This is a genomic window from Flavobacterium aquidurense, assembly GCF_002217195.1.
GTDB lineage: Bacteria > Bacteroidota > Bacteroidia > Flavobacteriales > Flavobacteriaceae > Flavobacterium > Flavobacterium frigidimaris.
Map to the genome: position 1 here is coordinate 20,834 of NZ_MUGR01000042.1, position 26,157 is coordinate 46,990.

Genomic DNA, 26,157 nt, shown 5'->3' on the forward strand with positions numbered 1-26,157 from the left:
ATAAGCTTTCTGCTTTGATACCAATTTTGAAAACTTTATAGAAAGCAGATAATCTAAATTCGGGGGTTTAATATACTTTTGGGGTATGGCAATTGTTCGGCTTTCAGGACCTGAAAGCGGGTTTTATCATATGGAATATAGGGTATGAAGAAATAAGCGACTACCAAGCATTTTTATGAAATTGAGAACGAGCACTAAATTTTGAAAATAATATCAGAAGAATTTAAAGCATGGATACTATTTTACCCAGATATAACATAGATCTCAAAAATGATTTCGTATTCCTTGATGAAAATGACTTGCATGCATTCATGCTTTCGGATGTAAATGCACATAGCCACAATTATTATATCCTGAGTTTTTTGTATGAGGGTTCTGTCACCCATCTTTCTGATTTCGACCATGAATTAGTTGCATCTCCCGCAGTTTTAATGCTGGATATTGATCATGTACATACGCATCCAGAAATGAGTGGGTGCAAAATTATATCGGTGGCATTTTCGACAAATTTCATTTCAGATCAACAGCAGAAGTTTTTACAAAAGGTAAGTCATGTATTTTCGCGGCCCTTTATAAATATTTCTTCAAATGAAATTAATGAACTGGATGAAATTATTAAAATCATGGCAAGGGAAAGTATAAAAGATAAAATGGATTATGAATTACTAAGAGCCTTACTGAACGTCTTAATTGTTAAATGTTTCAAATTATCAGAGATTTATCCAGTATCTGTTCGAAATGAAAACGCGATATATAAGAATTTTAGAATGCTTTTAAAAGAAAATTATCAAAAGCAGCATCAAGTAAAATTCTACGCCGATAGCCTCAATATAAGTACACGCATACTAACTCAGTATATTAAATGCTCTACTTTTAAAACTCCAAAACAGCTTATCGATGAACATTTATTATTAGAGGCAAAAAGGCTGCTCTATTGGTCCAATATTTCGAGTAAGGAAGTTGCATGGCAACTGGGATTTGAAACTGACAGCTATTTTAACCGATTCTTTAAGAAACATACAGGCAAAACTACTAAGGAATTTCATAAAAAACAGCTTTAGGCTAAAATAGAAAAACTACTGATAAATTGAATTATCAGTAGTTTTTTGATAGTATTATTTTTTTAGTAAAAAACTCATGTCATTGTAACGGTCATAGACCATACCCTGAGCAATTTCATCAGCAAAATCTTTACCGTGAATCAGCTCGACGGCCTGCAGAGCTGTATCTATTCCTGAAGTAATTCCTGCACCGGTCAAAACTTGCCATCTGCTACAAATCGCGCCTCCTGCTTCACCTTTATTTTCGGATGTGATCTCAACTCATCTAATGACCAATGGTGTGTAGTTGCCGAATGCCCGTCAAGCAATCCTGTATTTGCAAGTATAAGGCCTCCAGTACAGACCAACATGGTGATTTGGGTCTTTTCATTTTGCTTTATAATCCAGTCCATCATATTTTTGTCTTTAGATACAGATTTGACTATCTCCGGAGAAGTTCCTGGAATAATAAGGATATCAGATTGTGATGCATCATAAATGGTATACATTGCGATCAAATTTACCGTTCCTCCATCCATAACTATTTTCTTTTTATCCGTAGCTGATACCGTATAAATATTATACTTTCCATTCATATTATTGGCCTTGATAAAAACATCGATTGGACCGCCGGTATCTACTATTTGTAATCCATCATAAACTAACACTGCAATATTGATCTTACGATCTTTTGGAATATTGAATTTACTATTTTGTGCGTTAACATCTATTGAGCAAAAGATAAACGAAAGGATTACCAGGGTAATTTGTATAATTTTCATGTTGAAATTTTAATTGATATATTAATTTAATACGCTATATCTTATGCCGGCTAAGCTATTTTTGCGCCACGACAAATGTAGATTAAGGTTAATCTATAAAAATTATACTTTTGGTATCTTTAATTGTACTTTATGTGAAAGCTATAAATAAAAGGCTTTAAGCCCATCTTTAGTCAAAGAAGAAAGGTCTCCTATACTGCAAAGCCGTTGTTATTTATGATAATCAAAGAAATTATAATTTGACAAACGCTTTAAAGAATATAATGTAAAGGATTATTATTTACTTGTTGGTGGTAGTAATTAACAAAAAGTAATTTATAATTATCAAAAAGACCCTGAATTGAAAATTTCACTTGATTGAAATTAAACATAAAAACAAAAGTAGCTGTCTCAAAACTGAGTCAGCTACTTTTTTTTAGTTTGTATTTTCATTAACAATTTTGTAAATTTAATCAGTGTTAAGTAACTGATTATATATGAGATTCAAACATTATAACCAACAACAAACGGTACTTTTGCCTTATTCGTTTGATGATTTAATTCCACAGGGACATCCGGTTCGAGTAGTTGATCAGATTGTCGAGTCAATAAATATCCAGCCTCTTTTACAAGCCTACAGTAAAGAGGGCAATCCTGGTTATCATCCCAAGATGTTACGCAAAGTGATGTTGTATGCTTATATGACTAATATTTACTCTTCGCGAAAGATAGAACTTGCACTTCGCGAGAATATTAATTTTAGTGGCTTACTTCTATGACTATTGTTGATCACAATACAATTAATAGATTTAGAAGTGACAAACTCAAAGAGAGTTTTAAAGAAATCTTCAAGCAGGTAGTTTTAATGCTTGCATCAGAAGGGCTGGTAAACCTAAAACAAATTTATACAGATGGCACAAAAATAGAAGCTCAGGCTGGTAGGTACACTTTTGTGTGGGGCAACAGCATTAAAACCAACAAAGCTAAAATGCTGACTCAGTTGGAAGAATTATGGAAATATGCCCAAAGCATCAATAATGAAGAGGATCCAAACCGGGAACCAACAGAATTCAAAGAAATCAGTAAAGAGATAATTCAGAAAACTGTAGCTAAAATAGATGCAAAACTCTCCGGTAATGAAAAGGCAAGTTCTAAAGCAAAAGCAAAATTACGCTATATAAAAAATAATTTTACTGCTAATCTTGAAAAGTATGAAAAGCAAGAAGCTATTCTAGGGTCAAATACTACATGCAGAAAAAAATTGGCTAAAAGTGGACTGATTACTCCGCCCTGAGGTGTGCCTGAGAGCGAAGGACTAAAATCTCCGTCTTTCTGTACAACGCCTGCTTTGAGCCACCTTTCTGCATACATCAGAATCCATTTATCCGAACAATAATGACCTAATGCTTTAAGCATAAGATCGTGGTCGATGTTGTCAAAGAATCCTTTGATATCCAAATCTATGGCAAAATCGTGGTTGTACGAATGGGCAAGAGCTTGTTCTACTGCCTGATGACAATTGCGTTTTGGGCGATACCCAAACGAATTCGGGTGGAATTTAGGTTCTAAAATTCGTTCTAAATGTTTTCTTGCTACTTGCTGTGCAATGCGATATAGAATTGCGGGAATGCGAAGTAGACGTTCTCCACCTCCTTTCTTAGGTATTGCAACTTGTTTGACGGGTTTTGGAAAGTAACTCCCAGAACTTAAGCGATTCCATAGTAAATAGAGTTCGGTACTTGCATTTTGTTGCAAGTATTCCCAACTCATTTTGTCTATTCCACCACTTCCAGCATTGGATTTTACTTCCTTATATGCCTGCCAAACCATTACTTTGGTTATTGGCTGTGATTTTGTCTCATAGTAATCAATCATCCCTTTTACGGTTGTAAATTGTTTTGAAACCTAACATGCTTAGCCCTTCGCTCCATTTTCATTACAAAAACTTCTGCACTACTACTACAAAGTCTGCCCCCTACATCTCAAGCACATCCTTTCTTGTCTGCTACCTCTAAATGATTTTACAGAATGATGTAGAGTTCACTTGTTCCTTAAAACAGCCTGAATACGTGTCCTGCCAACTTAACCCCGGATGCCGTGTACCCAATAATCAGGTTTCCGATACACTCTTATCATAGGTACAAACGTAACTACCCATTTTGGACATCTTTTATTGCGCTTACGAAGCTTCATCATTGGTTCACTTGCATTCAACTCACTATATTCATACCTACAGAAGTCATTGCTTCCGTTTTTCCTTATCGCTCACCACCAGCATGTTTCCAATACTAGCAGCATAAGGTGGTTTAGTAACTATTCCTGAAAATCGTCACTGAGAGACCTACTCTCATCTGTCTTAAAGCACCAATCGGAAAATTGCCGATTGTTCAAGTCACACACGTTTTGGCGCTTGGCGCAGTGGCGGATTTCGGAGCACTTCAATGTCAATATACCACAAAAGTTTATACGAGGTAGAATGTTCAATTAACCACTTCAGCCGCCATTGAGCCAAACGCCTGTTATGCCCTGTGCTTTTCTTTATTTCCACCATATTACAAACGTATCAAATGTCGCTGTGTCCGGGATTTTTGAAATGTCAATTTTCTTCTTGCTTTCGTCCCACCAATTGTCTAATAGCTGTTTTTTATTAATGCTAAATCTAGCATTAAGTTCTCCAACAGTCAAAACTATGTGTTCCAAGTCAGGAGCAATGTCTGTGATTTTATGATTGTTTTTTACGTCTGCATATGTTGAACCAAGTCCAATGTTTTTATTGGTTTTAAACCTATTGTCCAAAATTAATATTCAATTGATTTTGCTCTGAATGTCATCTCGTATAGTTGGTGTCAGTGTAAGCAAATGAGTCTTACTTGTGTCAAAATATTGATAGTCGTCATAAGAATTTTCATAGTTATCTTTGTCAACCACTTTTTTAATATGGACTTTAGGGACGATGTCCAACACTTCTTTGACAGTCATTCCTTTTTTAAATACACCAACATTATTCTCAGTCACTAAAAAGTCAACTTTGTCTGCTGGCTTATTCACGCAAGAAATTGTCAGTATTGCCAAAAAAAGTAAAGTCCGTATTTTCACTGTCTTGTTGTTTTTGCTTGTAGTCATAGCATTGGGCATAACGTTTGGCAGCTTGGCGATGTGGCGGATTAAGGAAGCCGAAACTTTCGATAAGCACTAATTTTCAGATACAAAACCAACTTCAAATTAAGCCTTAACCCGCCATATTGCCAAACGGCGGTTGGGCGCAGTTTTTATTCCTTTTCCAATGATTTGTTTTTCTTTTCTCTAATGAGATATACACTAATCAAAATTAATAATCCACCGACTGCATACCAAACTGTAAATTTCTCCTTGTCCAAAACCCCCCAAATTACCGCGACGACTGGTAATAAAAGTGAAATGGTACTTACAAAAACCGCAGAGGTATCTTGAACAAGCTTGAAAAACAAAAACATTACCAAAGTAGTGCTTATGACGGTTAGAAAGACTAGATAGCCTAGAGCCGTTAAAGTTTCATTTTGGCTGTAATCAATGTCTGTAAAAAAACCTGAAAAACTTAAAATTAAAAGAGATGGCACCATCCAAATAGTGTAAATACCTGTTGATATATCTGTCGATTTTATGTGATGTAATTTTTTTTCAATAATGAGTGCAGCAACGGCATAAAGTGACGAACCTATAACTAATAAAACCGTATAATAAAGATGATTTTCGCCATTTCCTGAATTGGAAGAGTAAACTAAAATGATAGCACCTATAAATCCAATTATTGCTCCAGCATATTGAATAACTTTATTTCTGATTCCAAACAGAATTGCTCCTAAAACGAGTGTGAATATTGGGTCTAATGCATTTATGATTCCTGCCAATGAGCTACTTACGCCCTGTTGTGCAATAGGAAAAATAAAGACCACTAAAAAGTTACCAAATAACCCTGATAGAGCAATCCAAAAAACGTCCTTTTTTGACATTCTTTTCAAAGCTGGGAATCCAATAAATGACAAAAGCAAGCCTGACAATCCTGCCCTAAAAGCTCCGATTTGATATGGGTCAAATACTGGTAGTATTTTTTTTATGAGTATAAAGGAAGAACCCCAGATTATAGCAATAAAGATGAGTAGAAAATATTTATTTTGAATGAATTGCCTCATAAAATGTATCTGCTTTTTTAATTCGACAAATTTAATCTTTTTATTTGTATATAACTATTCAATCAAGTATTTTTTTATTGACTTTCATCGATTTTTTAAATTGCGCCCAACAACACAATTAGCGAAACGTCATTTCGCTAAACCGCCTCTATACTCGTGTTGCGTAATGTGCATCTATAAAATTAGCAATATTTTTGTGAATCAGAAAGTTAACTATTTTATATTTGCTGGATAGCGAAACAAACTACTTAGTTTCTTCGTTATTAAGGTATGGATAGCGAAGCATTGATATTGGTGATGACTGAGCGTATGGCTTTGCAACGCTATTCGCCGAACACTATTAAGGCTTACAAGCAATATACTCAGGTTTTCCTACAAGCGATGTCGGTATCATGATCTCAGGATTTAAAAGGACAGGCAGGAACTGCCTGTCCTGATTGGTTAATTAAGAATCAAGGCATCCGAACCTTTAGTGGTAAAATCCAGACAAAGATTAAAAGCGGACTGTGTGCGAATCTGCGCTGTTCCACCCATCAAAAGGGAAGTTAATTTAGCCTCTTCATCTTTATAATTTCTCACATTCTGAAAATAGCCTGTCAAAGAATTGTATGCCCCAAAGACAGTTCCTTTGGTGGTTTCCATAAGCTGTGTCGGGTCGCTCATGGCATATTCAAAAGCACTGTCTACCATATTGGTAAAACAAGTCGAGAGTTCCTCTTCCTTACCATCTTGTATGGTTTTGAGCACTTCTTTACTCGGAACAAGGGCAGACTGTATAAGTTTTTTTACTTCATTGTCCGTGATGTGGATTTTTGTCCAGTGGTTAAAAATGGATTCCATCTGCGAAGACAGCATATCGGATATGCCCATTACTTTATGTGCCTGTTCCAAACGCTGTTTGGCATTGGAGGTATGACGAATGCGCACGGTATTGGTTTTATTGTTCATAGCGGCATTAAGGGTATTGTTGCATACAATTCGTATGGGCGTGAATGCTGCGGTAATGCTTCCGCTTCCGTCGTGGGAAGTGGTCAGGAAAAGATATTTTTCAATCAAATCATCGTTGCCAACCCTGATATAATCAGGGAGTTTAGCGGTTATAAAAATGCGTTCCCCTTTTCCGAGTGCCCCTGCGGTTTCGTATAGGATACCATCACCGCCTACTATGCTGTCAAAAAAAGAAAAGGCATCCCTGTTTTGTACGATTTGATAGTCTTTGCCGACCACACCGAGTACGGCTTCATTATCGGTGCGAACCGTACTGTAGTAATTTGGGACTTCTATATTATTGTGAATAATTTGCTTATCCAAAATAATTTCGGCTGAACTGGTTGTGAAAATTTTACGTTTTTCTACTTCATAATCCAAACCTGCGTGCGCAATTGCCTCGGCGCTTGTTGGGTAATCGGTAATAATCTGCCCCAAATTGTGCCATGCTTTTTGCTTCGTACTGAAAAAACTGTGTTTTCCTGACTGCTCGCTGTAATTTATATTGTGTGCCACTAGGGGATGATAAAGGATTTAAAAAAGATGAAAAACTTAAAGCCTTTGTGGATATCAGTAAAGTTAAGGACAAAGGGATACTGTACACAATACTTGTGAAAAAGAGTGCTGGTCATTTACCCGAATCAGTACAAGACATAGACTTTTCTAAAGTTATTGTCACAGACCTCCGAGAATACGATAATATGGCCGAGGTGGGAACGTTCACAAATTATGTGGGACTTCCTAACTATAGTCCTAAAGAAATGATAATTGGTGCAGCTATTGACAACAACACAACTCCGAATAATATTCAAGGAGAGAAAACCTGGGAAAATGGGGAGTATTATTTTGGTATCGTGTACACTAACAGCACACACAATATGAGTGCTCATTACTACATTCCACTTACAATTAGTGGATTCTAAGTATAGACCAAAATTTGTGGTATGTAATGAATTTTTGTTTAATAAAAAAAAAACGTTTTATTAAAATAAATGTAAAAATGACGTATTTTTGCACGAATAAATAAGTAAACAAGCAATTGAAAAGGGTAATTATCATAGTGCTTTCCATTTTAATTTTATCGCCATCATTTGGCAGCTTGTTTGTATATGGCTCATTCAAACTCAATCAGAAAGAGATCTCTAAAACCATTTGTGTGCAGCGTAAATTAGTATTTAACAGCTGTAATGGCCGATGTGAACTTCAAAAAAGCATCAAAAAATATTCTGATAACGAAAGAAAAATGCAGGACAGCCTAAAAGATAAATTAGAGCTTGTTTACGTTCAAAGCACTGCTGAAGTCAGCTTTGCACTTGTTGCTGCTGTTGAACCAAAAGAAAATACTTCTATTTTATCCGATAAGAAACCTGTCAGGGCTTCTAATCTTACTTTTCACCCTCCCCTCTGGTTGGCATAGATCAATATTTCAGTTTTTAATTTGTAAAAATTTGCTGTCATTGTAAATATTCAATGATTCAAAAAAGTGTGATGTATTTTTTTATTTGCCCTTTCTTTTTTTACTCCGGAAACTGTTGATCGTATTGCCGTATTTGAAAATATACCTGAACTGTATTATTTCAATTAAAAAAAACATCTATTCCAATTTCATGGCACTCTGGCTTGTTTTTGATTTTCAAAATCTGATCGCTTTGTGCTGTATTTTAAACAGTTTTTTTAACACTCATACCAATGAAATCTTTTAAAATTTTAGTCATTGCACTATTTTGTGTAATTACTTCCTGCACCATCGATAAAACAGATTATGAGGCCGAAACAGGCTCTGAAGTCCCGGAATATTATGAGTTTAAAGAAGCCGTTTCGTTTACCAGCGGTACTTATAAAATAAGCATTGAAGCTTTAAACGGAACATTTTTTAAGGGGTACAACGAACTTCATTTAAAAATTACAAATACGCAGACCAATCAGGATGTAAGTTCCTCTGAAGTAACTTTTTTGCCCATTCTGAGCAGCACTGATGGAGGTAAAACATCTTGTCCGCATGATTTCACGCTTCAATATGATGCGGCTACTAAATATTTCGCCGGGTATGTTGTATTTACAAGTGAAAGCGCTAGCGCAAACACCTGGAAATTATATGTGAGTTTTACTGCTGATAATCAGAAATATGACATTAGTAAAGATATTTCGGTTGAAAAGCAAAGCAACCAAAATCTCAATATGACAGCCTTTACCGGAAAGGATGACCAGCAATATATTATTGCATTGGTTTCGCCTCAAAAACCGACAGTCTCAGAAAATAAGTTAGTTGCCGGTATTTACAAATACAATACACCAACTGCTCCTGCAGGAACTTTTCCGGATCCTTCTCAATATTCTTATTCAGAGGTGAGCGGTTATACTTTAAAATTAGACCCAAGAATGCCGGAACCTTCAATGGGAAATCATTCTTCGCCAAATAATCAGGATTTGACACAGCAAAACGATGGTTTGTATCATGGAGTGGTCAATTATACAATGACAGGAAACTGGACCTTGAATTTAATTATGATGAATCAAAATGGGCTGATTATAAAAGGAACCGTTGTTCCAACAGATTTTACACCCGGAGTTGAAGGAGTGAAAAGTGAACTTTATATTGATACATTATTCTAAGAGCATGAGATATTTAAAAATGTTATTTTTTTTGGGAATGTCTGTAACTGCCCAAAATACACATGTACATCACGACACTATAAAAAACTTAGAAGAAGTGCAGGTAAAAAATGCCGCCAAAAAGAAAATCGAAACCGAAATGAAAATGGCAGTTTCTGTTGATGAATTTTTGTCGTCATCAGATAATATCAGCTTTATCAAACGCGGCGCTTATGCATGGGAACCGCTGCTAAATAATATGAGTACAGAACGTTCTACCGTGACCATTGACGGGATGCACATTTTTGGGGCTTGTACCGATAAAATGGACCCGGTAACCTCTTATGTGGAGAGCAATAATCTTTCGACTATTGATATAAAATCAGGGCAGGAAGGAAGTCTTCACGGCGCCACTGTTGCCGGAAGTATTGATTTAAAAAGAAAAAGTACACCGTTTGGCCTGGAAAAAAAATGGAACGGAGCCTACCAAAGTGGGTTTGAGTTTAATAACAAACAGTTTTTCAATCTTGGAAATGTGGCGTATTCAGCTGAAAAATTTGTAGCCGAAGGAAGTATTTCATACCGAAAAGCAGACGATTATTATGATGGAAACAACGAGGAAGTAAAACATTCGCAATATAAAAAATTCAACACTTCATTGGGTTTTGCCTATAAAACAACTGATTTATCAGCCCTAAGAGTTGATGCAATTTTTGATATGGCAAAAGATGTTGGTTATCCGGCACTGCCAATGGATTTATCGCTTTCAAGAGCACTTATTACATCTGCTTCTTATAAGCAGTTATTTGAAGAAGGAGTAGTAAAAGTGGTCGATACAAAAGTTTATTTTAATGCCATTGAACATTATATGGATGATACTACACGTCCTGAAAATCTGGTTCACATGGACATGCCGGGCTGGAGCACCACTTATGGACTGGTTTCTAAAGCCAACTTGAAAAAGAACCGTTATTCATCTGAAATACAACTCAATGCTTATGATAATCTCTCTATTGCCGAAATGAGAATGTATCCGCAGGATAGAAGTAAAAGAACCATGTTTGCCTACAGCTGGCCTTGGGTAACGACTCGTTATGGGGGACTTTCGATGAATAATTCCTGGGATATTTCAGAGAAAAGCCAGATAAATCTGGGCGGTTCATTGGGAGTTAATTATAATTACTCCAAATATGTAGAATTCAACTGGATTTTTCATCCCGGAGCACCGCAGGAAAAAACAAGGTTTCTGCCTAGTCTGCATGCAGGTTATAATCTGGATATTGATCATTTTAATTTTTCTATAGGGACAGGTTACGGGCACCGAGCCCCTTCTGTTTCTGAAGGGTATGGATATTACATCTACAATAGTTTTGACCGTTACGATTATATAGGAAATCCTGATTTGAAAAATGAGATTTCCTATGAAGGAAATGCCAGTGCAGGCTTTAAAAACGAAAAATTAAGCATTCAGGCTAAAATCAATTACTTCTATATTGAGAATTATATCATAGGAAGGGTTTTAAGTATGGGAAGCCCGATGAATTACCAATCAGTTGGAGTAAAAGGCTATACGTCATTAGATTATGCAACGCTTTTGAATATGTCTATGAATGTAAGTTATGATATTTTGCCGCATCTGCATTGGAAAGGCGTATTGACTTATGCCCGCGGAATGGATGATCAGGGAGGAAATCTTCCTTTTATACGTCCGCTTAGTTATCAGACTTCGCTTCATTTTTTACACAAAAATTTTGGCATCCAGACTTCTGTAAATGGTGATTTTGAACAGATTAATTACAGTCCCGAATACGGGGAAGACCTGACATCGGCTTATAAAATCTGGAATATTTCAGCCGATTATAATTTTAAAATCAATAAAGTTAGGACTATTTTTCAGGTTGGCGCCGAGAATTTATTAAATGAATATTACAGCACTTATGCAGACTGGGGAAATATCCCAAGAATGGGGCGCAATATTTTCACTTCTTTAAAATTCAATTTCTAATAAAAATGAAAAAAGTTTTCAGTATCACAATGACAATGCTGTTTCTGCTGGTTTCTTTCCAGCAGGCACTCATTATTGTACACTTTAAACTAGATCAGAAAAACATAGAACAGGAGTTTTGCGTCAACAAAACCAGACCGGAACTGCAATGCCATGGTAAATGCCACTTAAAGAAAGAATTAGAAAAATCAGATAACACGGATTTGGAACTGACCAGTATTGGCAAAAAAATAGACATGACTTTGATTTCGAATATTGAATTTAAAGTTCTTGTTTTAAAAGCCATAAATTCTAATAAAATACTATTTTATAGGGAATTTGGGCAAGTAGAACCCTGTTTGGAAATTTTTGTACCACCACCTATTTTGAGTTATCGTTACCCTGTATAAACTAATAAGTAGAATTACAAAAATTAAATCAAAAGAAATGCAAAATTTAAAAAAATACCTTTTATTATCCATTGCCTCATTGGCATTCGTATCGTGTTCAAGTGATGACGATAATCCCGCAGCAAACAATGTAACGTTAGAATTCAACAATACCTTCAAGAATAACACTATTGTTCTGGGCAATGCAGCTTCAGCAACAGCTACAGTAAATACATCAGCTACAGGGCAGGTGCATCATTTTTCAGAATTGAAATATGTGATCAGCAATATTCGTCTTGTAAAAGATAACGGAGATGAAGTGCCGTACAACGTAAATGATCTGGATAAAGGAGCAACAGTAATCGATCAGGCAAAAACGGCAACATTGAGTTATGTTTTGAGCAATGTGCCGTCTGCCACTTACAAGCAGATTAAATTTGGTTTGGGTATTAAACCAGAACAAAATACTTTAGATCAGGTAAGGTTTCCTAATTTCTATGCTGCGGCCGGAGCTAACGATACAGAAATGATGTGGGAATGGGGAAGCGGTTACCGTTTTACAAAAGTAGAAGGTTTTTATGATGCTGATAATAAAGCAATGTCAATTCATACAGGAAGTACAGTGGAAGGAACTGCGCCAAACTACACTCAGGGTGTGAATGCTTACAGAGACATAACTTTAAACCTGACAACAAATGCAGTTGTGGGCAGCAAAGCTCCGAAAATTAAAATTAAAGCTGATTTTGATAAATTATTGAGCGGAAAAGCAAATACAATTACTTTGTCAACCGGAACAGGGATGAATGATAATGCAACGCCAAATATTCATACTGCTGCCCAAATGGTAAAGTTTGTGGATAATTTAGCAGGAAACGGATCAAGTGATATCTCAGGAATGTTTTCTGTAACAAGCGTAGAAAACTAAATTCATATTCCAGAACCGTCTGAATTTCACAGGTCAGGCGGTTTTGTTTTTAAACTCATTTATAATGAAAAAAATAATCGGTATCCTATTACTTTCCATGTTGTTTGCATCCTGCAACAATGATGACTCTGATATGATTGCTATTGATAATCCCGAAATTTCGCTCAATATTCCATCGGGATTTCCTCAGTTTAATGCTTTTTTTAGCCAAAACAAGCCCACTAAATACGGTGTGGAATTGGGAGAAAAACTTTTTTCGGAAAAAAGGTTTAGTGCAGATAATTCTATTTCCTGTTCTACTTGTCATATCCAGGCAAATGCTTTTACAGATCATAATCCGAAGGCTGTCGGTATTGAAGGCAGAGTAGGACTTCGTAATACACCATCGCTTCAAAATCTGGCTTTTTTGAAATTTTACAATTGGGACGGAAGCAAACTGCAGCTTGAAACGCAGCCTCTGGTTCCTATTATCACCCATGAAGAAATGGATTCTTCTATTTTGGAAGTGATTGGTAAAATTAAAGACGATGTACCTTACAAAGATTTGTTTCAAAAAGCCTTTGGAGATGCCAATATTACACCGGATAGAATCTATAAAAGTATTGCGCAATTTGAGTATACTTTAATTTCTGCCAACAGCAAATACGATAAGGTAAAACAAAATACAGCCTCTTTTACAGCAGGCGAATTGCAGGGATATCAAACCTTTCAGCAAAAATGCGCCAGTTGTCACGCTGGGGAATTATTTACCGATCAAAGCTTTAGAAATATCGGTTTTCCTTTAAACACGAATACCAATGAGGCAGGACGCGGTAGAGTTACCGGAATTTCTTCTGATTTTATGAGTTTTCGCGTTCCTACTTTAAGAAATATAGCATACACGGCTCCATATGGGAGTTTTGGACAGTTTGCTGATTTAAGATCTGTTTTGGATTATTTTGATAATGGTGTTTTGGACGCTGATAACCTTGATCCGATTTTTAAAGATAACAGTAAACGAATTCCACTAACCGAAGAAGAAAAAAATAATCTTATTGTGTTTATGAAAACATTAAATGATAGTGAGTTCTTAGGAAATTAATTATAACTACAATTTAAAAGCTCGAAATGTTATTTTGATTAGTAGCCAAAATGTTTTTGATAGCCAGTATATGATCAGCAGAGATCAAAAAAGGAAATCTGTTTAAGGCAGAATACCAAAGTTCATGATCGGAATTCCTGCTTAATTTTATAGATGTATTTAAGAAATTAAATACTATCGCCAGTTTGTCTCATGGGCAGGATAACTTTAAATTCCGCTCCATTATTTTCTTCTCCTGTGGCACTAATGCTGCCGCCATGTCTTTTGGCTATTTTTCTGCAGAGTGCCAGACCAAGCCCGTTGCCTTCGTACTGGTCTTTGGAGTGCAGTCTTTCAAAGGCAGTAAAAATTTTCTCGGCAAAAGCCGCATCAAGCCCTATGCCGTTATCCTTGATTGTAATTTCTAGGGTAGCTCTGCGGTTAATATTTACCTCTGAGCAGGTGATAATAACCCTTGGGGGCTCATCGGCTTTGGAGAATTTAAGCGCATTTTGTATCAGGTTGTAGAAAAGCTGGCTGATCAGTATTGGTGCTCCTTCTATTTCCGGGAATACACTGGTGATCAGTATGGCGCCTTTTTCTTTTATGATCAGCTCCAGGTCTGTTTTTATGTTTTCAATTACTTCGTTGAGATCAATTTTTTCAATAGGCTGCATGGTTTTGTCCAGTGTTGAGTATGCCAGTATTCCCTCTATGATGTTGTTCATTCTCTGGGTGGACTGATCAATTTTATCAAAGTGTTTTTTGGAATTCTCATTAAAAACCATTACCTTTTCATTTCGCAGCAGCGTATTGAAAAATTTAATTTTACGAACAGGTTCCCTCAGGTCATGGCTCACTACATTAGCGAAATGCAAAAGATCATCATTGGATCTTCTGAGCTCCTGAGTGCTTTGATCTACCTTGTTTTTTAATTCCTCTTCAAATTCTTTCTGCTCGTGGATATCCTGGATAATGCCGATAATAGTGGAAGGGGTTTCATTCTCGTCCTTGATGATTTTACCATTGATCTTCACCCATTTAATACTCTGGTCCTCTTTTACGATGCGGGCCTCATAGCACATTTTTCCTGTTCTCTGTGCCTGGTGGTGCGCTTTCTCGCGCAGTGCCTGATCCTCGGGGTGCAGTTTTGCGATGAGCTGCTCGTTGGCTATTTCCCCGTCGATAGACCAGATCGTATTGAAATTTCCCGAAGTTTTGATTTTTTTGGTAGCAAGGTCTATTTCATAGGTCCCCATACCTGAGGAGTCAATGGCCATTCTGAGCCTTTCCTCTGCGCTTTGGGTCTGCAGCTTTGCCAGGTGCAGGTCCGTTACATCCACTCCTGTATTCATCACACCGTATATTTTGCATCTTTATTAAAAAGAGGGATAAAACTGTAGTTAAAGTAATAGGTTTGTAATACACCATCAACTACAAGATCCACTTTTTTGTCTATAGCATGAAAAGCTATTCCAGTTTTAAGCACACTGAGTGCCTGTCCAAAAAAATGCTGGTTTTTAATTTCAGGAAGTACTTCAAGGTATGTTTTTCCAATAACCTGATCTCCTTTCCCCTAGGCTTGTATCATAGCGGGATTGGCCAGTTCTATTTTTAGTTCATTACCTGTATAAACAGCTATTGGTAAGGGGGTATTATCCACAATGTCTTTTAAAAGCAACAAATTATCGTACATCGGAGAAAGATTTAGTTTTTCTTCGAATTTATTTTAAATTACATAATTTAGTATTATATTAATTTAATAGAATTTTTCATGATTCCAATATAGTTAATTAAATTCCGGACTTAAAATAAAATATAGAAATAAAGGCTTATTGATATTTTTCCTAACAACTTCTTACTTTTTTCTTGAGTATTTCCATGATATAAATTTATAGGGCTAAAATTGAATCATTAAAAAAGTGGTAATTGAAAATTTTGTCAGCCTTAAAATTAGAAGGCAACTGTCGTAATTTTTATAAATCCCTGATTTCTAATTTTGTAAAAACTCCTGTGCTACGTTCTGATATAAAAATCAAAGTGGCAATTTTTAAAACATTTGATCTTTTGTTTATATTTTAATGGATGGATTAGATTGCTTAAGCTGGGATTGCCTGTAGACATCTTTAAGGATTATTATAGATGTCTGAAAATAAAAATACTAAATACACAAACATCGTCTGCTATATTGCGATTGCATAATGAGCAATGTAGCTAACGATGTTGTTCCGTTTTTAAAGCGCCCCGCAATTGCCGACCAAAGGAAGCCCAATTGTGGGGCGGCGGGCTTTTCAGCCCACCATTACAGGTTCTAACCTTAAAGTGCCAAGATTCAGAAAAAATCCCCTTTGGGCAGTCATGCCCTCACGAAATAATTTCCATAATAACGATGCTCCCATGTTGGCAAGCGTGCTATTGATAAACAAATCCTGTTTTTCCAAGCTTTCGGCAAGGGAACAGCTCGGCTCATTGTTATCGGTCTGCTCTTCGAGCAGTTTCTTAAATTCGTCTGTAACCATCGGAAGATTGGAAACAGTCCTGTACAAATTGGAATTCGGCTGGTTGATTTCTCCAATAGTGGACAATACCGCTTGCCCTGTATTTTGGGCATTGCCAATATCTAACCAATACAAGGGTATACTGCGCTGAAAATCATGGTTTTGGGCGTCATGCTGTAAGTAATCTGCAATATTGAAACGAGCAGATACAGTATCCACACAGCTGATATAAATATTTGCCCTGCCACGATTGGGCAGGGATTTCAAGTTAGTGGTTGAGAATTGCTCGGTTACAGCTTTCCAATTCGTTCCAAAAAAACGGTTGGCACGATTGATAAGGGCTACGGCTTTGGCAAGTCCTACCTCAGCATCTGCAAAAAGCTGTCTGCCCTGATTGGCTGTGGTTACCACATCATCATCAAATAAATTGACGTGTAATCCTGCATGCCCCAAAGCGATAAGGCTGTGGTTCATTCTAGCGAGTTCTGTCAGCATCCTGCTTCCTGTTCCTCCTGCGCCAATGAGGTTTATCGTTATTGGATTGGCTGGGTTTATCAGGTAATTGGCTGTATAATGCATGGGTTTGAGCGAGTTCATGATAATAGACTTTTAATTGTTAAACCATTTTTAAGTAAGGATTTCAGAGGGAAACGTTTTTTTGAATTTACAAGATTCTGCCATAATTGGACTATATTAGTCCTGACGGTACTTGTATCCCCAATCAGGTGGCTGAAATAGCTGTTAAAAAAATACTGCTCCCATAAGTAAAGAAATTCTTCCAAGAGACAATCTGCCTTTATATTAACTGATACTGTACCGAGGCAGACCTTACCGTCTTTATACAAATTAAAAAAAGGGGCATGATAAAGAGCAGTGTTTTCGTTTATTTGTGTATCAGTGTCCATTGCATAAATGCATAAAGTGTTTTTTGAAGCTTTCCATAATAAGGGCGGTACAAAGGCTTTACCGTTTGCAATGCCTAAGCCCTCCACGAAAAACAAATCGACTTTTTGGGCAGGCGTGTACCAAACGGCATAACCGCCCTGCTCCGGATTTAGATACAGTATATTTTTGGGAAGCAGTCCCGATGGTTTTAAGAATCTGCGTGTCAGTTCTTCGGAAGTGTCCAAGGCACCCGCAAGCTGTGTACTTTCCTTAAGGCTTAAGGGATGGGCATTGATGGGAAAGCCGTTTTTATCCATGTCATAGGCTTCCACATAAATGGATTTTTCAGTGGAATTTTTCTGATAGACGACAAAGGCTTTTACAGGATTGTATAATGTTCCGAATTTTTGCGTTATATCTTTCATGGCATATTATTTAAGATGGTGCATAAATCATTTAGGAGCGGAAACAATCTGTACTCAAAATCAAGTGCCGTATTGGACAGTTCGTTTTGGGTATCATAGATTTGCAGTACTGTCGGTTCTTCCATTTCGGAGTATTCATTAAATTCGTCATTGACAACCCGTGCGATATTCTCGTACAATAATCCATCACTGTCGGCTATGAAAGAGATGTATTGTTCTGCCCTTACAATCCCTTCATCACTGTCAAATTCCCGATTGGAAGTATTCCTGAAAATAGTATCGCTCGGATATTCGCGAAGTAATGCCAATGTTTGTCTGCCAACACTCAGGCAGTCCTTTTCAAAAGAGTTGCTTGGTTTATAATTTCCTATACGTTTCTCAAAGGCTTTCAAATGATAGGGATTGTACAATTTACGGAGCACTATGTCCCCATAATAAACAGCCTTATTCAATTCTGAAACCATGCTGTTACCCGATTCAGACTCCTCATCCTGTAAATCCTCTAAAAGCCATTCTTCCATACATTCATAGTGATAATACAGATAACTGCTGTCTTCCCTGTAATACGGAATCCCTGCGATATGGTAGAGATAAGCAAAAACAGAGAGCAATACTTCAGCGGTTTGTTTCTGTTCCCTGTTTTGTAACAATCGGAATAACGGCAATACAGGAATATAATACAAAGTATTACTTGTGTTATAGATGTGATTCGTTGCTAATTTTACCGTGCCATCATCATCCTGTATTATTTTGAGCTGAATATCCTGCCCCGCTTTAATAAGCTGTTTCTGAATGTCTGCGTATACCAAGAGGATATTATACGGATAGGATTTGTTTATATCTATTGTTTCAAAACCGTACAGCCTTGTCAGGATAGCAAACGAATTGAAAAAATCATTTTCTACCTGCAATTGGTCGGGTAACTTTTTGCCTTTTTCGAACAATGGTAAAAAGGAATACCTTAGAAAACCATCGGCAGGAGTTCGAGCGGAGCTGAGCTGTTGGGGTTCTTTTTTACTTCCTGCGAGTCGGGTAATCGGTTTGTGTTTTCTGCGAATTCCCCTAGCTGTCTGTATAGTCTGCATAGCTTTTTGTTTTTAGGCAGTTGGATACTGCCTGTCCTACTTTTCGTTTTCATAGTTTATCCTTTTGTGCCGATTTGTGATATAAATTTATACTGCACCGCATCGTTGTTTATACTTGGTCCTTCTATGGTTGCCGTGGTTAAAATCGGATAGGTCTGCGCATAAAAGTTCAGTACCGCTTCAGGACTGAATGATGGCGATGGGTCGGCAAGGCAAATCTCCTGCTCTTTATCCCTGAAGATAAAGATGCGCTCTAAGGTGGTAGCTGTTAACATGGCTCTTCGGTTTTAGGGTCATTGAAAAGGTCTATGGGGAACTTGTCGGAGAGTTCGGCTTTGCGGGCGTGAATGATGTCCTTGTATTCAGGATACAGGTCAGCCTGTGGGACTTTCATCCATGCCTCTTTAAATTTACCTGCCGTTTCGAGTTCCTCTGCTTTTTTCATGACTGATTCGTACTGTTTCTGCAATTCGGATTTTTCCTTATCTTTTTTGAGAATGTTGTCTTTTTCCATCTTCGAACTCACTTTTGCCTGTTCCTTTTCTTTGAGGAACTGCTCCATATTGGCAAAAAGCTGTGCGGTATCTTGCACAGGCTCTGCGATTGCCTGAAAAAATCCATTGTCGAGTTCCTCTGCTGTACCTTTTAGCAGAATAGGCGGTACTTTTTTACGGGCATCATCGCCAATGGTATCGTTAAAAAACAATACTGATACAATGAGCTTGTCTGCCTCTTCTCTGGCTATGTTTATTTTCCAATTCCCTGCTACCTGCAAGGCAAGAATTGATTTAAAAAAATTGGTTTCCATTGCTTTACTCTTTATTTTGTTCTACATGTAAATTGCTAATCGCTACTAACTTTTCGTACATGTCCTGCCAATAGGCTTGCCGTTTTTTATCAAACTTTTCAAAGAGTTTGTCCGCATGGGCAAAATTTCTGAAATAATCTGCCTGCTCAATGGCTTGGGTTAAATTGGCAACCTCAACGTTTTCTCCGTTTTTATCTTCTATTTGTATCATGTTCTCAGGATTTAAAAGGACAGGCAGGGACTGCCTGTCCCCATTAGCTAATTAAGAATCAAGGAATCGGAACCTTTAGAGGCAAAATCCAGACAAAGGTTAAAAGCGGATTGTGTGCGAATCTGTCCTGTTCCACCCATCAAAAGAGAAGTTAATTTGGCTTCATCATCTTTGTAATTTCTCACATTCTGAAAATAGCCTGTGACTGCATTATATACGCCAAAGACAGTTCCTTTGGTGGTGTCCATCAATTGTGTGGGGTTACTCATGGCATATTCAAAAGCATTATCGACCATATTGGTAAAACAAGTGGAGAGATCCTCTTCCTTACCATCTTGTATGGTTTTGAGCACCTCCTTGTTAGGAACAAGGGCGGACTGTATCAGTTTTTTTACTTCATTGTCCGTGATTCGGATTTTTGTCCAATGGTTAAAAATGGATTCCATCTGCGCAGAAAGCGTATCGGATATGCCCATTACTTTGTGTGCCTGTTCCAAACGCTGTTTGGCATTGGAGGTATGACGAATGCGCACGGTATTGGTTTTATTGTTCATAGCGGCATTAAGGGTATTGTTGCATACAATTCGTATGGGCGTGAATGCTGCGGTAATGCTTCCGCTTCCGTCGTGGGAAGTGGTCAGGAAAAGATATTTTTCAATCAAATCATCGTTGCCAACCCTGATATAATCAGGGAGTTTAGCGGTTATAAAAATGCGTTCCCCTTTTCCGAGTGCCCCTGCGGTTTCGTATAGGATACCGTCACCGCCTACGATGCTGTCAAAAAAAGAAAAGGCGTACCTGTTTTGTACGATTTGGTAGTCTTTGCCGACCACGCCGAGTACGGCATCATTATCGGTCCGCACCGTACTGTAGTAATTTGGTACTTCTATTTTACTCAGAATGGTTTGCTTGTCCAAAATAATTTCGGCTGAACTGGTTGTGAAAATTTTACGTTTTTCTACTTCATAATCCAAACCTGCGTGCGCAATTGCCTCGGCGCTTGTTGGGTAATCGGTAATAATCTGCCCCAAATTTTGCCATGCTTTTTGTTTAGTACTGAAAAAACTGTGTTTTCCTGACTGCTCGTTGTAATTTATATTGTGTCCCATGATGCTACATTGTAAGTGATGATGCTATTATTAAAAAGGTACGTCTGCTGTTTTTTTTGCTTTCTTTTCCTTTACTGCTGAATTGGATTCAGTACTTTCTACTTTTTTTGGGAAAACCAAAATTTTAATATTGTCGGTGTGAAATGTCAAACTGCCCACCGCTACACCTTCGCTGTTATTGTATACACTTAAACCTACACGCCCAAAGAGCTGTACGAGTGTCCCTTTTTTCAGCCACTACGCTGTAGCAGTATTCAACCAATAGGAACATTCGATATAGATTACGACTTCCTTTAGCTCGGTACTGCCTTTTGGTTTGTAATTGTCATTGATGGCAATACTGAAATTGACCACTTGTTTGTCATTGTTCACTTTTTGAACTGATGCATCTGCTGTTAATCGTCCTGTGATTTCCATAATTTTAATTTTTAAGGATTACTATTATTTACTTTCTCTCTAATCCTGCTCCCACAAAAAATGTTTTCAAAACGAAAAAACGGGAAAAAAGAAAGCAAGATGCCAGTGGCTTAAGGATGGGTAAGTGCTATAAGTCCCGAAGGGTGGCAAGGGGAGCGCCGCCATTATGCGCACGAGGCATGCTTAAGTCACTATCTTAGCTGCCCTTTTAGTCCGTTTCGAGTGAAAGCTATAAGTAAATTTCTTAATGGACTTTGATTGGAATGTAAATAGGCTTTGGTCATTAATAATAATCTGTAAATTATTAATAGACTTAAAGAAGACTTGTGCAGTATTTTTTGAGACAAAAAAAATCTGACACTTTCGGTATCAGATTAGGAGGTATTTTTATGAAAGAAAAAAAATAGTATTTAGAAGCCACTAAATAATTATTTTATCCAGGCGTTTGTGTATATATGATATTGTTCCCATTACATCAAGTGCTTCGTCTTCTGTTATGATAAACTTTATCTTAGGCTCATGAGCAGTTGGGTTTCTTATTAATCCAAATATGCCCTTGATAAGATTGCACAATCCGATATGCTCACTTCTATCAGTATCATTTTGTAACTCGTTATTTTTATTAATGGAGTTGTCGTAGAAAAAGCTGTTTCCACCAATGCATTTCCGTCATTTTGAAGCCCTGTAATATCCCGTACTCTGTCTGCTATACTTTTAGCAGCTTCAAAGACAGAATGAAAATAATTTTCGACTAATAACTCAGCTTTGCAATAATCAAAGATAAAGCGATGAACATTTCTGGTTTCTAACTTATGTCTGAAGCGATTTGCTCTTTCTTCTGCTTCAGAAATGGTAGTTGATTTATTAATGTTTCTATATTTTCCAGTTTCTGTCAACTCAAATCCAACGAATGAAAGTCTCTTATTTAATTCTATTCTTCTGTCTTGAAATACAGCCTCTTTTCCTATGTATCTCACAGGCTGCATAGCGACTTGAATAAATTTTAAGATATGATTTGAACATTGATTTTTATTCTGCCACTGGGCAAATGCATTATACAATCTTTTCCATTTAGTATTTGAAGGATCTACATCGATCATATCACAATTACGTAATGTTTGACCAATTTCCGGACCCGTTAATCCATCATTTGTGTGCCCAATTGTTTTGCAAATACCCTCTAAAATATGAGGTTCAAACACTGGTCACTGGTCGTCGTATAACTGTTTTGTCCATAATTTTTTAGATTTAATAAAGTTTCGTTAATAACTGTTTTTAAAGACAAAAATATTTTCAAGGCTGTTCTATTTAATTATCCGGCAACTTGTAAAATAGAAGAATCTCTTATCCGGCAGTATCCGGTTTTAGAAACGACAACAAAAATAACATAAATGCTTGATTTTTAATATTTTTTTATTTGTTTAGAATAAGTAGCTGTTGGTCACTTACCAATTTTGGACATTTAGAAAAAGATTATTTTATACTAAAGAAATGGAGTTTAAGTAAATAATATTTCGTAAAAATTTAAGTAACCAAAGAGTTCTTTGTAAATAACATTGATGATTGTTCTTAGTTTTTCATTTATAAATTATGTAAATTTGCTTAACTTACCTTTTGAAAAATGATTAAATTAAAAATTAAGAGTTTTGGACCGATTAAAGATGGCTATCAAGATAATGATGGCTGGTTTGAGGTAAACAAAGTCACCGTATTTATTGGGAATCAGGGCTCAGGAAAAAGTACACTAGCAAAGTTAATTTCTTCATTTATATGGTTAGAGAAAGCATTGGTAAGAGGAGATGTAAAGGCTAGTAATATTTCTTTTGACTATTTTATTGAACTTATTGAATTTCATAGAATAGAAAATTATTTATTTGCTGATACAAAGATTGAATATAAAGGAGTTTCTTACCATATTGTTTTTGCTGAAAACTCTGTTACTGCAATAAAACTAAATAATAAATCGGTCAAGCAGCCTAAAATTATGTATGTTCCTGCAGAGCGGAATTTTTTAAGTTCAATTACTAATATCAACAAGGTTTCTGACCTTATTGTTGGAAGCTTAAAAAATTATTCTGTTGAATTTCGTAACGCTCAACTTTCTCACAAAGGAAAACCAATTGAACTGCCTATAAACGATACCAAAGTTGTTTATGACCCAAAAGAAGATGAAAACTATCTCGAATTTGATGGGGGTAAACGATTAAAACTTTCTGATGCGTCAAGCGGCTTTCACTCAATAGTACCATTATACTGGGTAACAAAATATTTAATTGAATTTGTAAAGCAGGGAGAAAAGAAATTATTGGAATTATTAAGCACAGATCAAACTATTCGCAGAAATAATGAATTAAAAGAGTTGAATAAGTTAGGGCTTGATGAAAAAACAATACGAACAAAAGAAAAAAGAATAAATGAAAAATATGTCAGTAGGTACTTTGTCAATATTGTTGAAGAACCCGAACAGAATTTATTTCCAAGTTCACAAAGATTGTTATTGAATAGTTTATTAGCGTATAATAACGGAAGTAATATGTTGATAATGACAACACATAGTCCGTATTTAATAAATTATCTAACATTGGCTGTTGAAGCAGATAAATTAAAAGATAAAGCTAAAAAATCATCTGCTGAATTAAAAAATAGATTAAATGAAATCGTCCCATTAAATTCTACAATTAATGGAAATAATTTAGTTGTATATCAATTGGAAGAAACAAATGGTATCATTACAAAACTGGAAACTTACAAAGGTCTTCCTTCAGACAAAAACTATCTGAACGATGTTCTTGCAGAATCAAATGAACTTTTTTCTAACTTATTAGATATCGAAGACGAATTATGCAAATAAACTTTTTTTCAGTGCCTTGTAATAATCAAGTTGGTAATTGTCAAACCAAATCTATTCAATGTCATTTTCCTTTTTCCAATGATCGCTTTGGGATAAGTGATGCAAATGCAAATACACGCATACCTGCAATTGTTTTATTAGACAATGAAAATCAATGGGATTTTACGATTGAAAATCCAAAAAATATAGAAATAAAATATAAAGCAATTGACTACTGTCTGGATATATTCAGGACTGGAACATATGATGTTAGCGATGACAATAGCAGTATTAATGAATTTTCTTCCGATAACGTAAATACAATTGACAGAGGGATAATAAAAAGGTGTGAAGGTTTTTTATATAAAGATGATGAATGGATATTGTTTTTTGAAATTAAAAATCGTCCAAAAGGTGACTGGCTGATTGACGCAAGAAGAAAATTTGAAGAAACTATCTTAAGTTTTAAAGAGCATCATCCAAATCTTTCTCATATAATTATTGAGCCAATTGTTTCAAATAAGTCATTCTTTCGTACACATCAATCAGAAATGATACAAAAGAAGATTTTAAAAGATAAAATTGGTGTTGAGTTAAAGGTCCAAACTAATTTTACTGTAGATTAAAATAAAATTGAAGAACACTTCATTGCGTTAAAAACAATGAAGTGTTTTTTGTTTTTTTATAAAAATTGACGTGGCTAATGATGCTATTTATCTTCCAAAATCTGGATAAATATCCGGCTCAAAAAAAAGGATTTTGTATTTAATCTTGATATTAGGTTTTAGTCTGTGATTCCTGTAATGTTGCAATTTTTGTTTGCTGATGGCATCTCCCTTAAAGATAAATTTTCTGCTTTAAGAGCGTTTGGGAATATTCTTTTATATACAGTAATTTATTTTGATGCCTATCACTGCTTCATGCATGGCAAGCAAATATATTTTCGTTTGAATTTCTAACCTGCTTCATTTCTTTTACTTTTATCGAGTTTATAGCAATAAGTCCAAGCCCATATATTTTTTAAAAATAGTGAGTTGTAAGATCTTTTATAGCATTAGAATTATTTGTTAATGATTAAATGCTTCAATTCAGGATTATTTAACAATCTTTCCTTTTCAGCATAAATAATATCCTTGATATCCTTTTTTATCTGCAGATAATTGCGCTGCACCATTGAATTGTCTACTTTACGGATAACTGGAATGTCGACATAATTATCTTGTTCTTTTTTCAATGCTTCATGGTCATTTACTATTTCAGAATGAAAAGTTTTAAGTTCTATTTTACAATCAGGGTCATCGGCTACCATACCCACGAATTCACCGGAACTAAGTCCGGAAATTTTGGACGGTGGTACAGCAGATTCTAATTGTTTGGACCGACTGATTGAAGTATCTCCGCTATTGATGGAAAGGCTTTCCCTGTCCTGCATAATTTTCCCAAAACGCTCTGATAATTGTTTGGCAGTATCACCTGTAACCTGTCCGCTGACTAAGTTCCCAACAATATTCATAATAACATCCGCCTGTTCCCGTCCATAGTCTTTACGCAATTGGCTAAAATCCTGAATACCCAAAAAAGTTGCTACTTTATTGCTTCTGGCAGTAGCAATCAAACTGTCCATATTGTTGAGGTAAATTGTTGGAAATTCATCGAATATCAGGCTGCTTTTCTGTTTGCTTTTTTGGTTCACTTGTTTTACCAATCGGTTTACATAAAGTGACAACACTGCTCCATATATTTGGATTTTTTGCGGATTATTACCCATACAAACGATTTTCGGTTCGTCCGGATTATTGATATCCAATGTGAAATCGCTGCCCGATAAAACATAATACAATTGTGGAGAGGAAAGCCGTGCCATGGCAATTTTTGCAGAAGCAATTTGACCCTCCAACTGATCCATTACGTTATTTAAATAGGCAGGCTTCAAATCGATTTTAAACAAACTGATACGTCTGGAAATTTTAAGATAAATCAGT

At 36.2% G+C, this 26,157-nt stretch carries 28 protein-coding genes and 1 pseudogene; 11 read left to right on the forward strand and 18 right to left on the reverse strand.

The features are described 5' to 3' along the window. Window positions 1-230 precede the first annotated feature (230 nt). Window positions 231-1,061, forward strand: coding sequence for a helix-turn-helix domain-containing protein (locus tag B0A67_RS20150; RefSeq protein WP_072965184.1), 831 nt, complete (start codon window positions 231-233; stop codon window positions 1,059-1,061). A gap of 54 nt (window positions 1,062-1,115) precedes the next feature. Here the strand turns inward: B0A67_RS20150 and B0A67_RS25050 are convergent, their stop codons facing one another. Together B0A67_RS25050 and B0A67_RS20155 are read right to left on the reverse strand one after the other, a co-directional pair. Continuing rightward, window positions 1,116-1,259 carry a hypothetical protein gene (locus tag B0A67_RS25050; RefSeq protein ID WP_207557363.1) on the reverse strand — a complete coding sequence of 48 codons (144 nt, stop codon included), beginning with the start codon at window positions 1,257-1,259 and terminating at the stop codon, window positions 1,116-1,118. Next, entirely contained in the window at window positions 1,256-1,822 is a 567-nt protein-coding gene (locus B0A67_RS20155; RefSeq protein ID WP_072965183.1) for a DJ-1/PfpI family protein, read from the reverse strand. The genes B0A67_RS25050 and B0A67_RS20155 overlap by 4 nt, the downstream gene beginning before the upstream one ends. A 476-nt stretch (window positions 1,823-2,298) precedes the next feature. On the opposite strand from B0A67_RS20155, the gene B0A67_RS20160 reads away from it, so the two are divergent. Next, window positions 2,299-2,580, forward strand: coding sequence for a transposase (locus B0A67_RS20160; RefSeq protein WP_072965182.1), 282 nt, complete (start codon window positions 2,299-2,301; stop codon window positions 2,578-2,580). Window positions 2,581-2,974: 394 nt separating this feature from the next. On the opposite strand, the gene B0A67_RS20165 is transcribed toward B0A67_RS20160, so the two are convergent. From B0A67_RS20165 to B0A67_RS20185, 5 genes are all read right to left on the reverse strand, one after another. After that, entirely contained in the window at window positions 2,975-3,571 is a 597-nt protein-coding gene (locus tag B0A67_RS20165; protein WP_207557364.1) for a reverse transcriptase domain-containing protein, read from the reverse strand. A gap of 768 nt (window positions 3,572-4,339) precedes the next feature. Continuing rightward, entirely contained in the window at window positions 4,340-4,597 is a 258-nt protein-coding gene (locus tag B0A67_RS20170) for a hypothetical protein (RefSeq protein ID WP_072965180.1), read from the reverse strand. Window positions 4,598-4,606: 9 nt separating this feature from the next. After that, the gene (locus B0A67_RS20175; RefSeq protein WP_072965179.1) at window positions 4,607-4,849 is read right to left on the reverse strand and encodes a hypothetical protein; all 243 of its coding nucleotides are present in this window, start codon (window positions 4,847-4,849) and stop codon (window positions 4,607-4,609) included. A 221-nt stretch (window positions 4,850-5,070) separates the two neighbouring features. Then, on the reverse strand, window positions 5,071-5,970 hold the full coding sequence (locus B0A67_RS20180; protein ID WP_072965178.1) for a DMT family transporter: 900 nt from the start codon (window positions 5,968-5,970) through the stop codon (window positions 5,071-5,073). A 441-nt stretch (window positions 5,971-6,411) separates the two neighbouring features. Continuing rightward, window positions 6,412-7,473, reverse strand: coding sequence for a DUF932 domain-containing protein (locus B0A67_RS20185; protein ID WP_089069573.1), 1,062 nt, complete (start codon window positions 7,471-7,473; stop codon window positions 6,412-6,414). Here B0A67_RS20185 and B0A67_RS20190 point away from each other — a divergent pair. The 7 genes from B0A67_RS20190 (at window position 7,467) to B0A67_RS20220 (ending at window position 13,928) form a co-directional block, all read left to right on the forward strand. Further along, complete coding sequence (locus B0A67_RS20190) at window positions 7,467-7,880, forward strand: hypothetical protein (RefSeq protein WP_072965242.1); 414 nt, start codon at window positions 7,467-7,469, stop codon at window positions 7,878-7,880. The genes B0A67_RS20185 and B0A67_RS20190 overlap by 7 nt on opposite strands. Window positions 7,881-7,996: 116 nt before the next feature. Next, window positions 7,997-8,374 carry a hypothetical protein gene (locus tag B0A67_RS20195; protein WP_072965243.1) on the forward strand — a complete coding sequence of 126 codons (378 nt, stop codon included), beginning with the start codon at window positions 7,997-7,999 and terminating at the stop codon, window positions 8,372-8,374. A gap of 272 nt (window positions 8,375-8,646) precedes the next feature. After that, window positions 8,647-9,570 carry a hypothetical protein gene (locus B0A67_RS20200; protein WP_072965244.1) on the forward strand — a complete coding sequence of 308 codons (924 nt, stop codon included), beginning with the start codon at window positions 8,647-8,649 and terminating at the stop codon, window positions 9,568-9,570. Window positions 9,571-9,574: 4 nt separating this feature from the next. Continuing rightward, complete coding sequence (locus B0A67_RS20205) at window positions 9,575-11,554, forward strand: TonB-dependent receptor plug domain-containing protein (protein ID WP_072965245.1); 1,980 nt, start codon at window positions 9,575-9,577, stop codon at window positions 11,552-11,554. A gap of 5 nt (window positions 11,555-11,559) precedes the next feature. Continuing rightward, a complete protein-coding gene (locus B0A67_RS20210; protein ID WP_072965246.1) occupies window positions 11,560-11,943 on the forward strand; it encodes a hypothetical protein in 384 nt (127 codons plus the stop codon). Between the two features lie 37 nt (window positions 11,944-11,980). Continuing rightward, the gene (locus B0A67_RS20215) at window positions 11,981-12,847 is read left to right on the forward strand and encodes an MbnP family protein (protein WP_072965247.1); all 867 of its coding nucleotides are present in this window, start codon (window positions 11,981-11,983) and stop codon (window positions 12,845-12,847) included. A 64-nt stretch (window positions 12,848-12,911) separates the two neighbouring features. Then, complete coding sequence (locus B0A67_RS20220) at window positions 12,912-13,928, forward strand: cytochrome-c peroxidase (RefSeq protein WP_072965248.1); 1,017 nt, start codon at window positions 12,912-12,914, stop codon at window positions 13,926-13,928. Window positions 13,929-14,095: 167 nt separating this feature from the next. Here B0A67_RS20220 and B0A67_RS20225 read toward each other — a convergent pair whose 3' ends face one another. From B0A67_RS20225 to B0A67_RS20275, 10 genes and pseudogenes are all read right to left on the reverse strand, one after another. Beyond that, complete coding sequence (locus B0A67_RS20225; protein WP_242670996.1) at window positions 14,096-15,262, reverse strand: sensor histidine kinase; 1,167 nt, start codon at window positions 15,260-15,262, stop codon at window positions 14,096-14,098. 936 nt (window positions 15,263-16,198) lie between these two features. After that, window positions 16,199-17,002, reverse strand: a complete 804-nt coding sequence (locus B0A67_RS20230) for a PRTRC system ThiF family protein (protein ID WP_072965249.1) — start codon at window positions 17,000-17,002, stop codon at window positions 16,199-16,201. Continuing rightward, on the reverse strand, window positions 16,999-17,715 hold the full coding sequence (locus tag B0A67_RS20235) for a PRTRC system protein B (RefSeq protein WP_072965250.1): 717 nt from the start codon (window positions 17,713-17,715) through the stop codon (window positions 16,999-17,001). Before B0A67_RS20235 ends, B0A67_RS20230 begins: the two co-directional genes overlap by 4 nt. Beyond that, window positions 17,712-18,800 carry a hypothetical protein gene (locus B0A67_RS20240; protein WP_072965251.1) on the reverse strand — a complete coding sequence of 363 codons (1,089 nt, stop codon included), beginning with the start codon at window positions 18,798-18,800 and terminating at the stop codon, window positions 17,712-17,714. The genes B0A67_RS20235 and B0A67_RS20240 overlap by 4 nt, the downstream gene beginning before the upstream one ends. A gap of 56 nt (window positions 18,801-18,856) precedes the next feature. Next, a complete protein-coding gene (locus B0A67_RS20245) occupies window positions 18,857-19,075 on the reverse strand; it encodes a PRTRC system protein C (protein ID WP_072965252.1) in 219 nt (72 codons plus the stop codon). Beyond that, a complete protein-coding gene (locus B0A67_RS20250) occupies window positions 19,069-19,608 on the reverse strand; it encodes a prtrc system protein e (RefSeq protein ID WP_072965253.1) in 540 nt (179 codons plus the stop codon). The genes B0A67_RS20245 and B0A67_RS20250 overlap by 7 nt, the downstream gene beginning before the upstream one ends. A gap of 4 nt (window positions 19,609-19,612) precedes the next feature. After that, window positions 19,613-19,819 (reverse strand): hypothetical protein, encoded by a 207-nt coding sequence (locus B0A67_RS20255; protein WP_242670997.1) that lies wholly within the window; start codon window positions 19,817-19,819, stop codon window positions 19,613-19,615. 47 nt (window positions 19,820-19,866) lie between these two features. Then, window positions 19,867-20,928 (reverse strand): DUF932 domain-containing protein, encoded by a 1,062-nt coding sequence (locus tag B0A67_RS20260; protein ID WP_089069574.1) that lies wholly within the window; start codon window positions 20,926-20,928, stop codon window positions 19,867-19,869. A gap of 237 nt (window positions 20,929-21,165) precedes the next feature. Further along, window positions 21,166-21,345, reverse strand: coding sequence for a single-stranded DNA-binding protein (locus B0A67_RS25245; protein WP_242670998.1), 180 nt, complete (start codon window positions 21,343-21,345; stop codon window positions 21,166-21,168). Between the two features lie 420 nt (window positions 21,346-21,765). Next, window positions 21,766-22,445 (reverse strand): annotated as a pseudogene (locus B0A67_RS20275) (TIGR02391 family protein). Window positions 22,446-22,966: 521 nt separating this feature from the next. Here B0A67_RS20275 and B0A67_RS20280 point away from each other — a divergent pair. Both B0A67_RS20280 and B0A67_RS20285 read left to right on the forward strand, forming a co-directional pair. Beyond that, window positions 22,967-24,196, forward strand: a complete 1,230-nt coding sequence (locus B0A67_RS20280; RefSeq protein ID WP_072965306.1) for an ATP-binding protein — start codon at window positions 22,967-22,969, stop codon at window positions 24,194-24,196. Next, entirely contained in the window at window positions 24,187-24,801 is a 615-nt protein-coding gene (locus B0A67_RS20285) for a hypothetical protein (protein ID WP_242670999.1), read from the forward strand. Before B0A67_RS20280 ends, B0A67_RS20285 begins: the two co-directional genes overlap by 10 nt. A gap of 434 nt (window positions 24,802-25,235) precedes the next feature. Here B0A67_RS20285 and B0A67_RS20290 read toward each other — a convergent pair. Beyond that, window positions 25,236-26,157 (reverse strand): type IV secretory system conjugative DNA transfer family protein (locus tag B0A67_RS20290; RefSeq protein WP_242671000.1); only part of this gene is annotated, 922 nt, incomplete at its 5' end.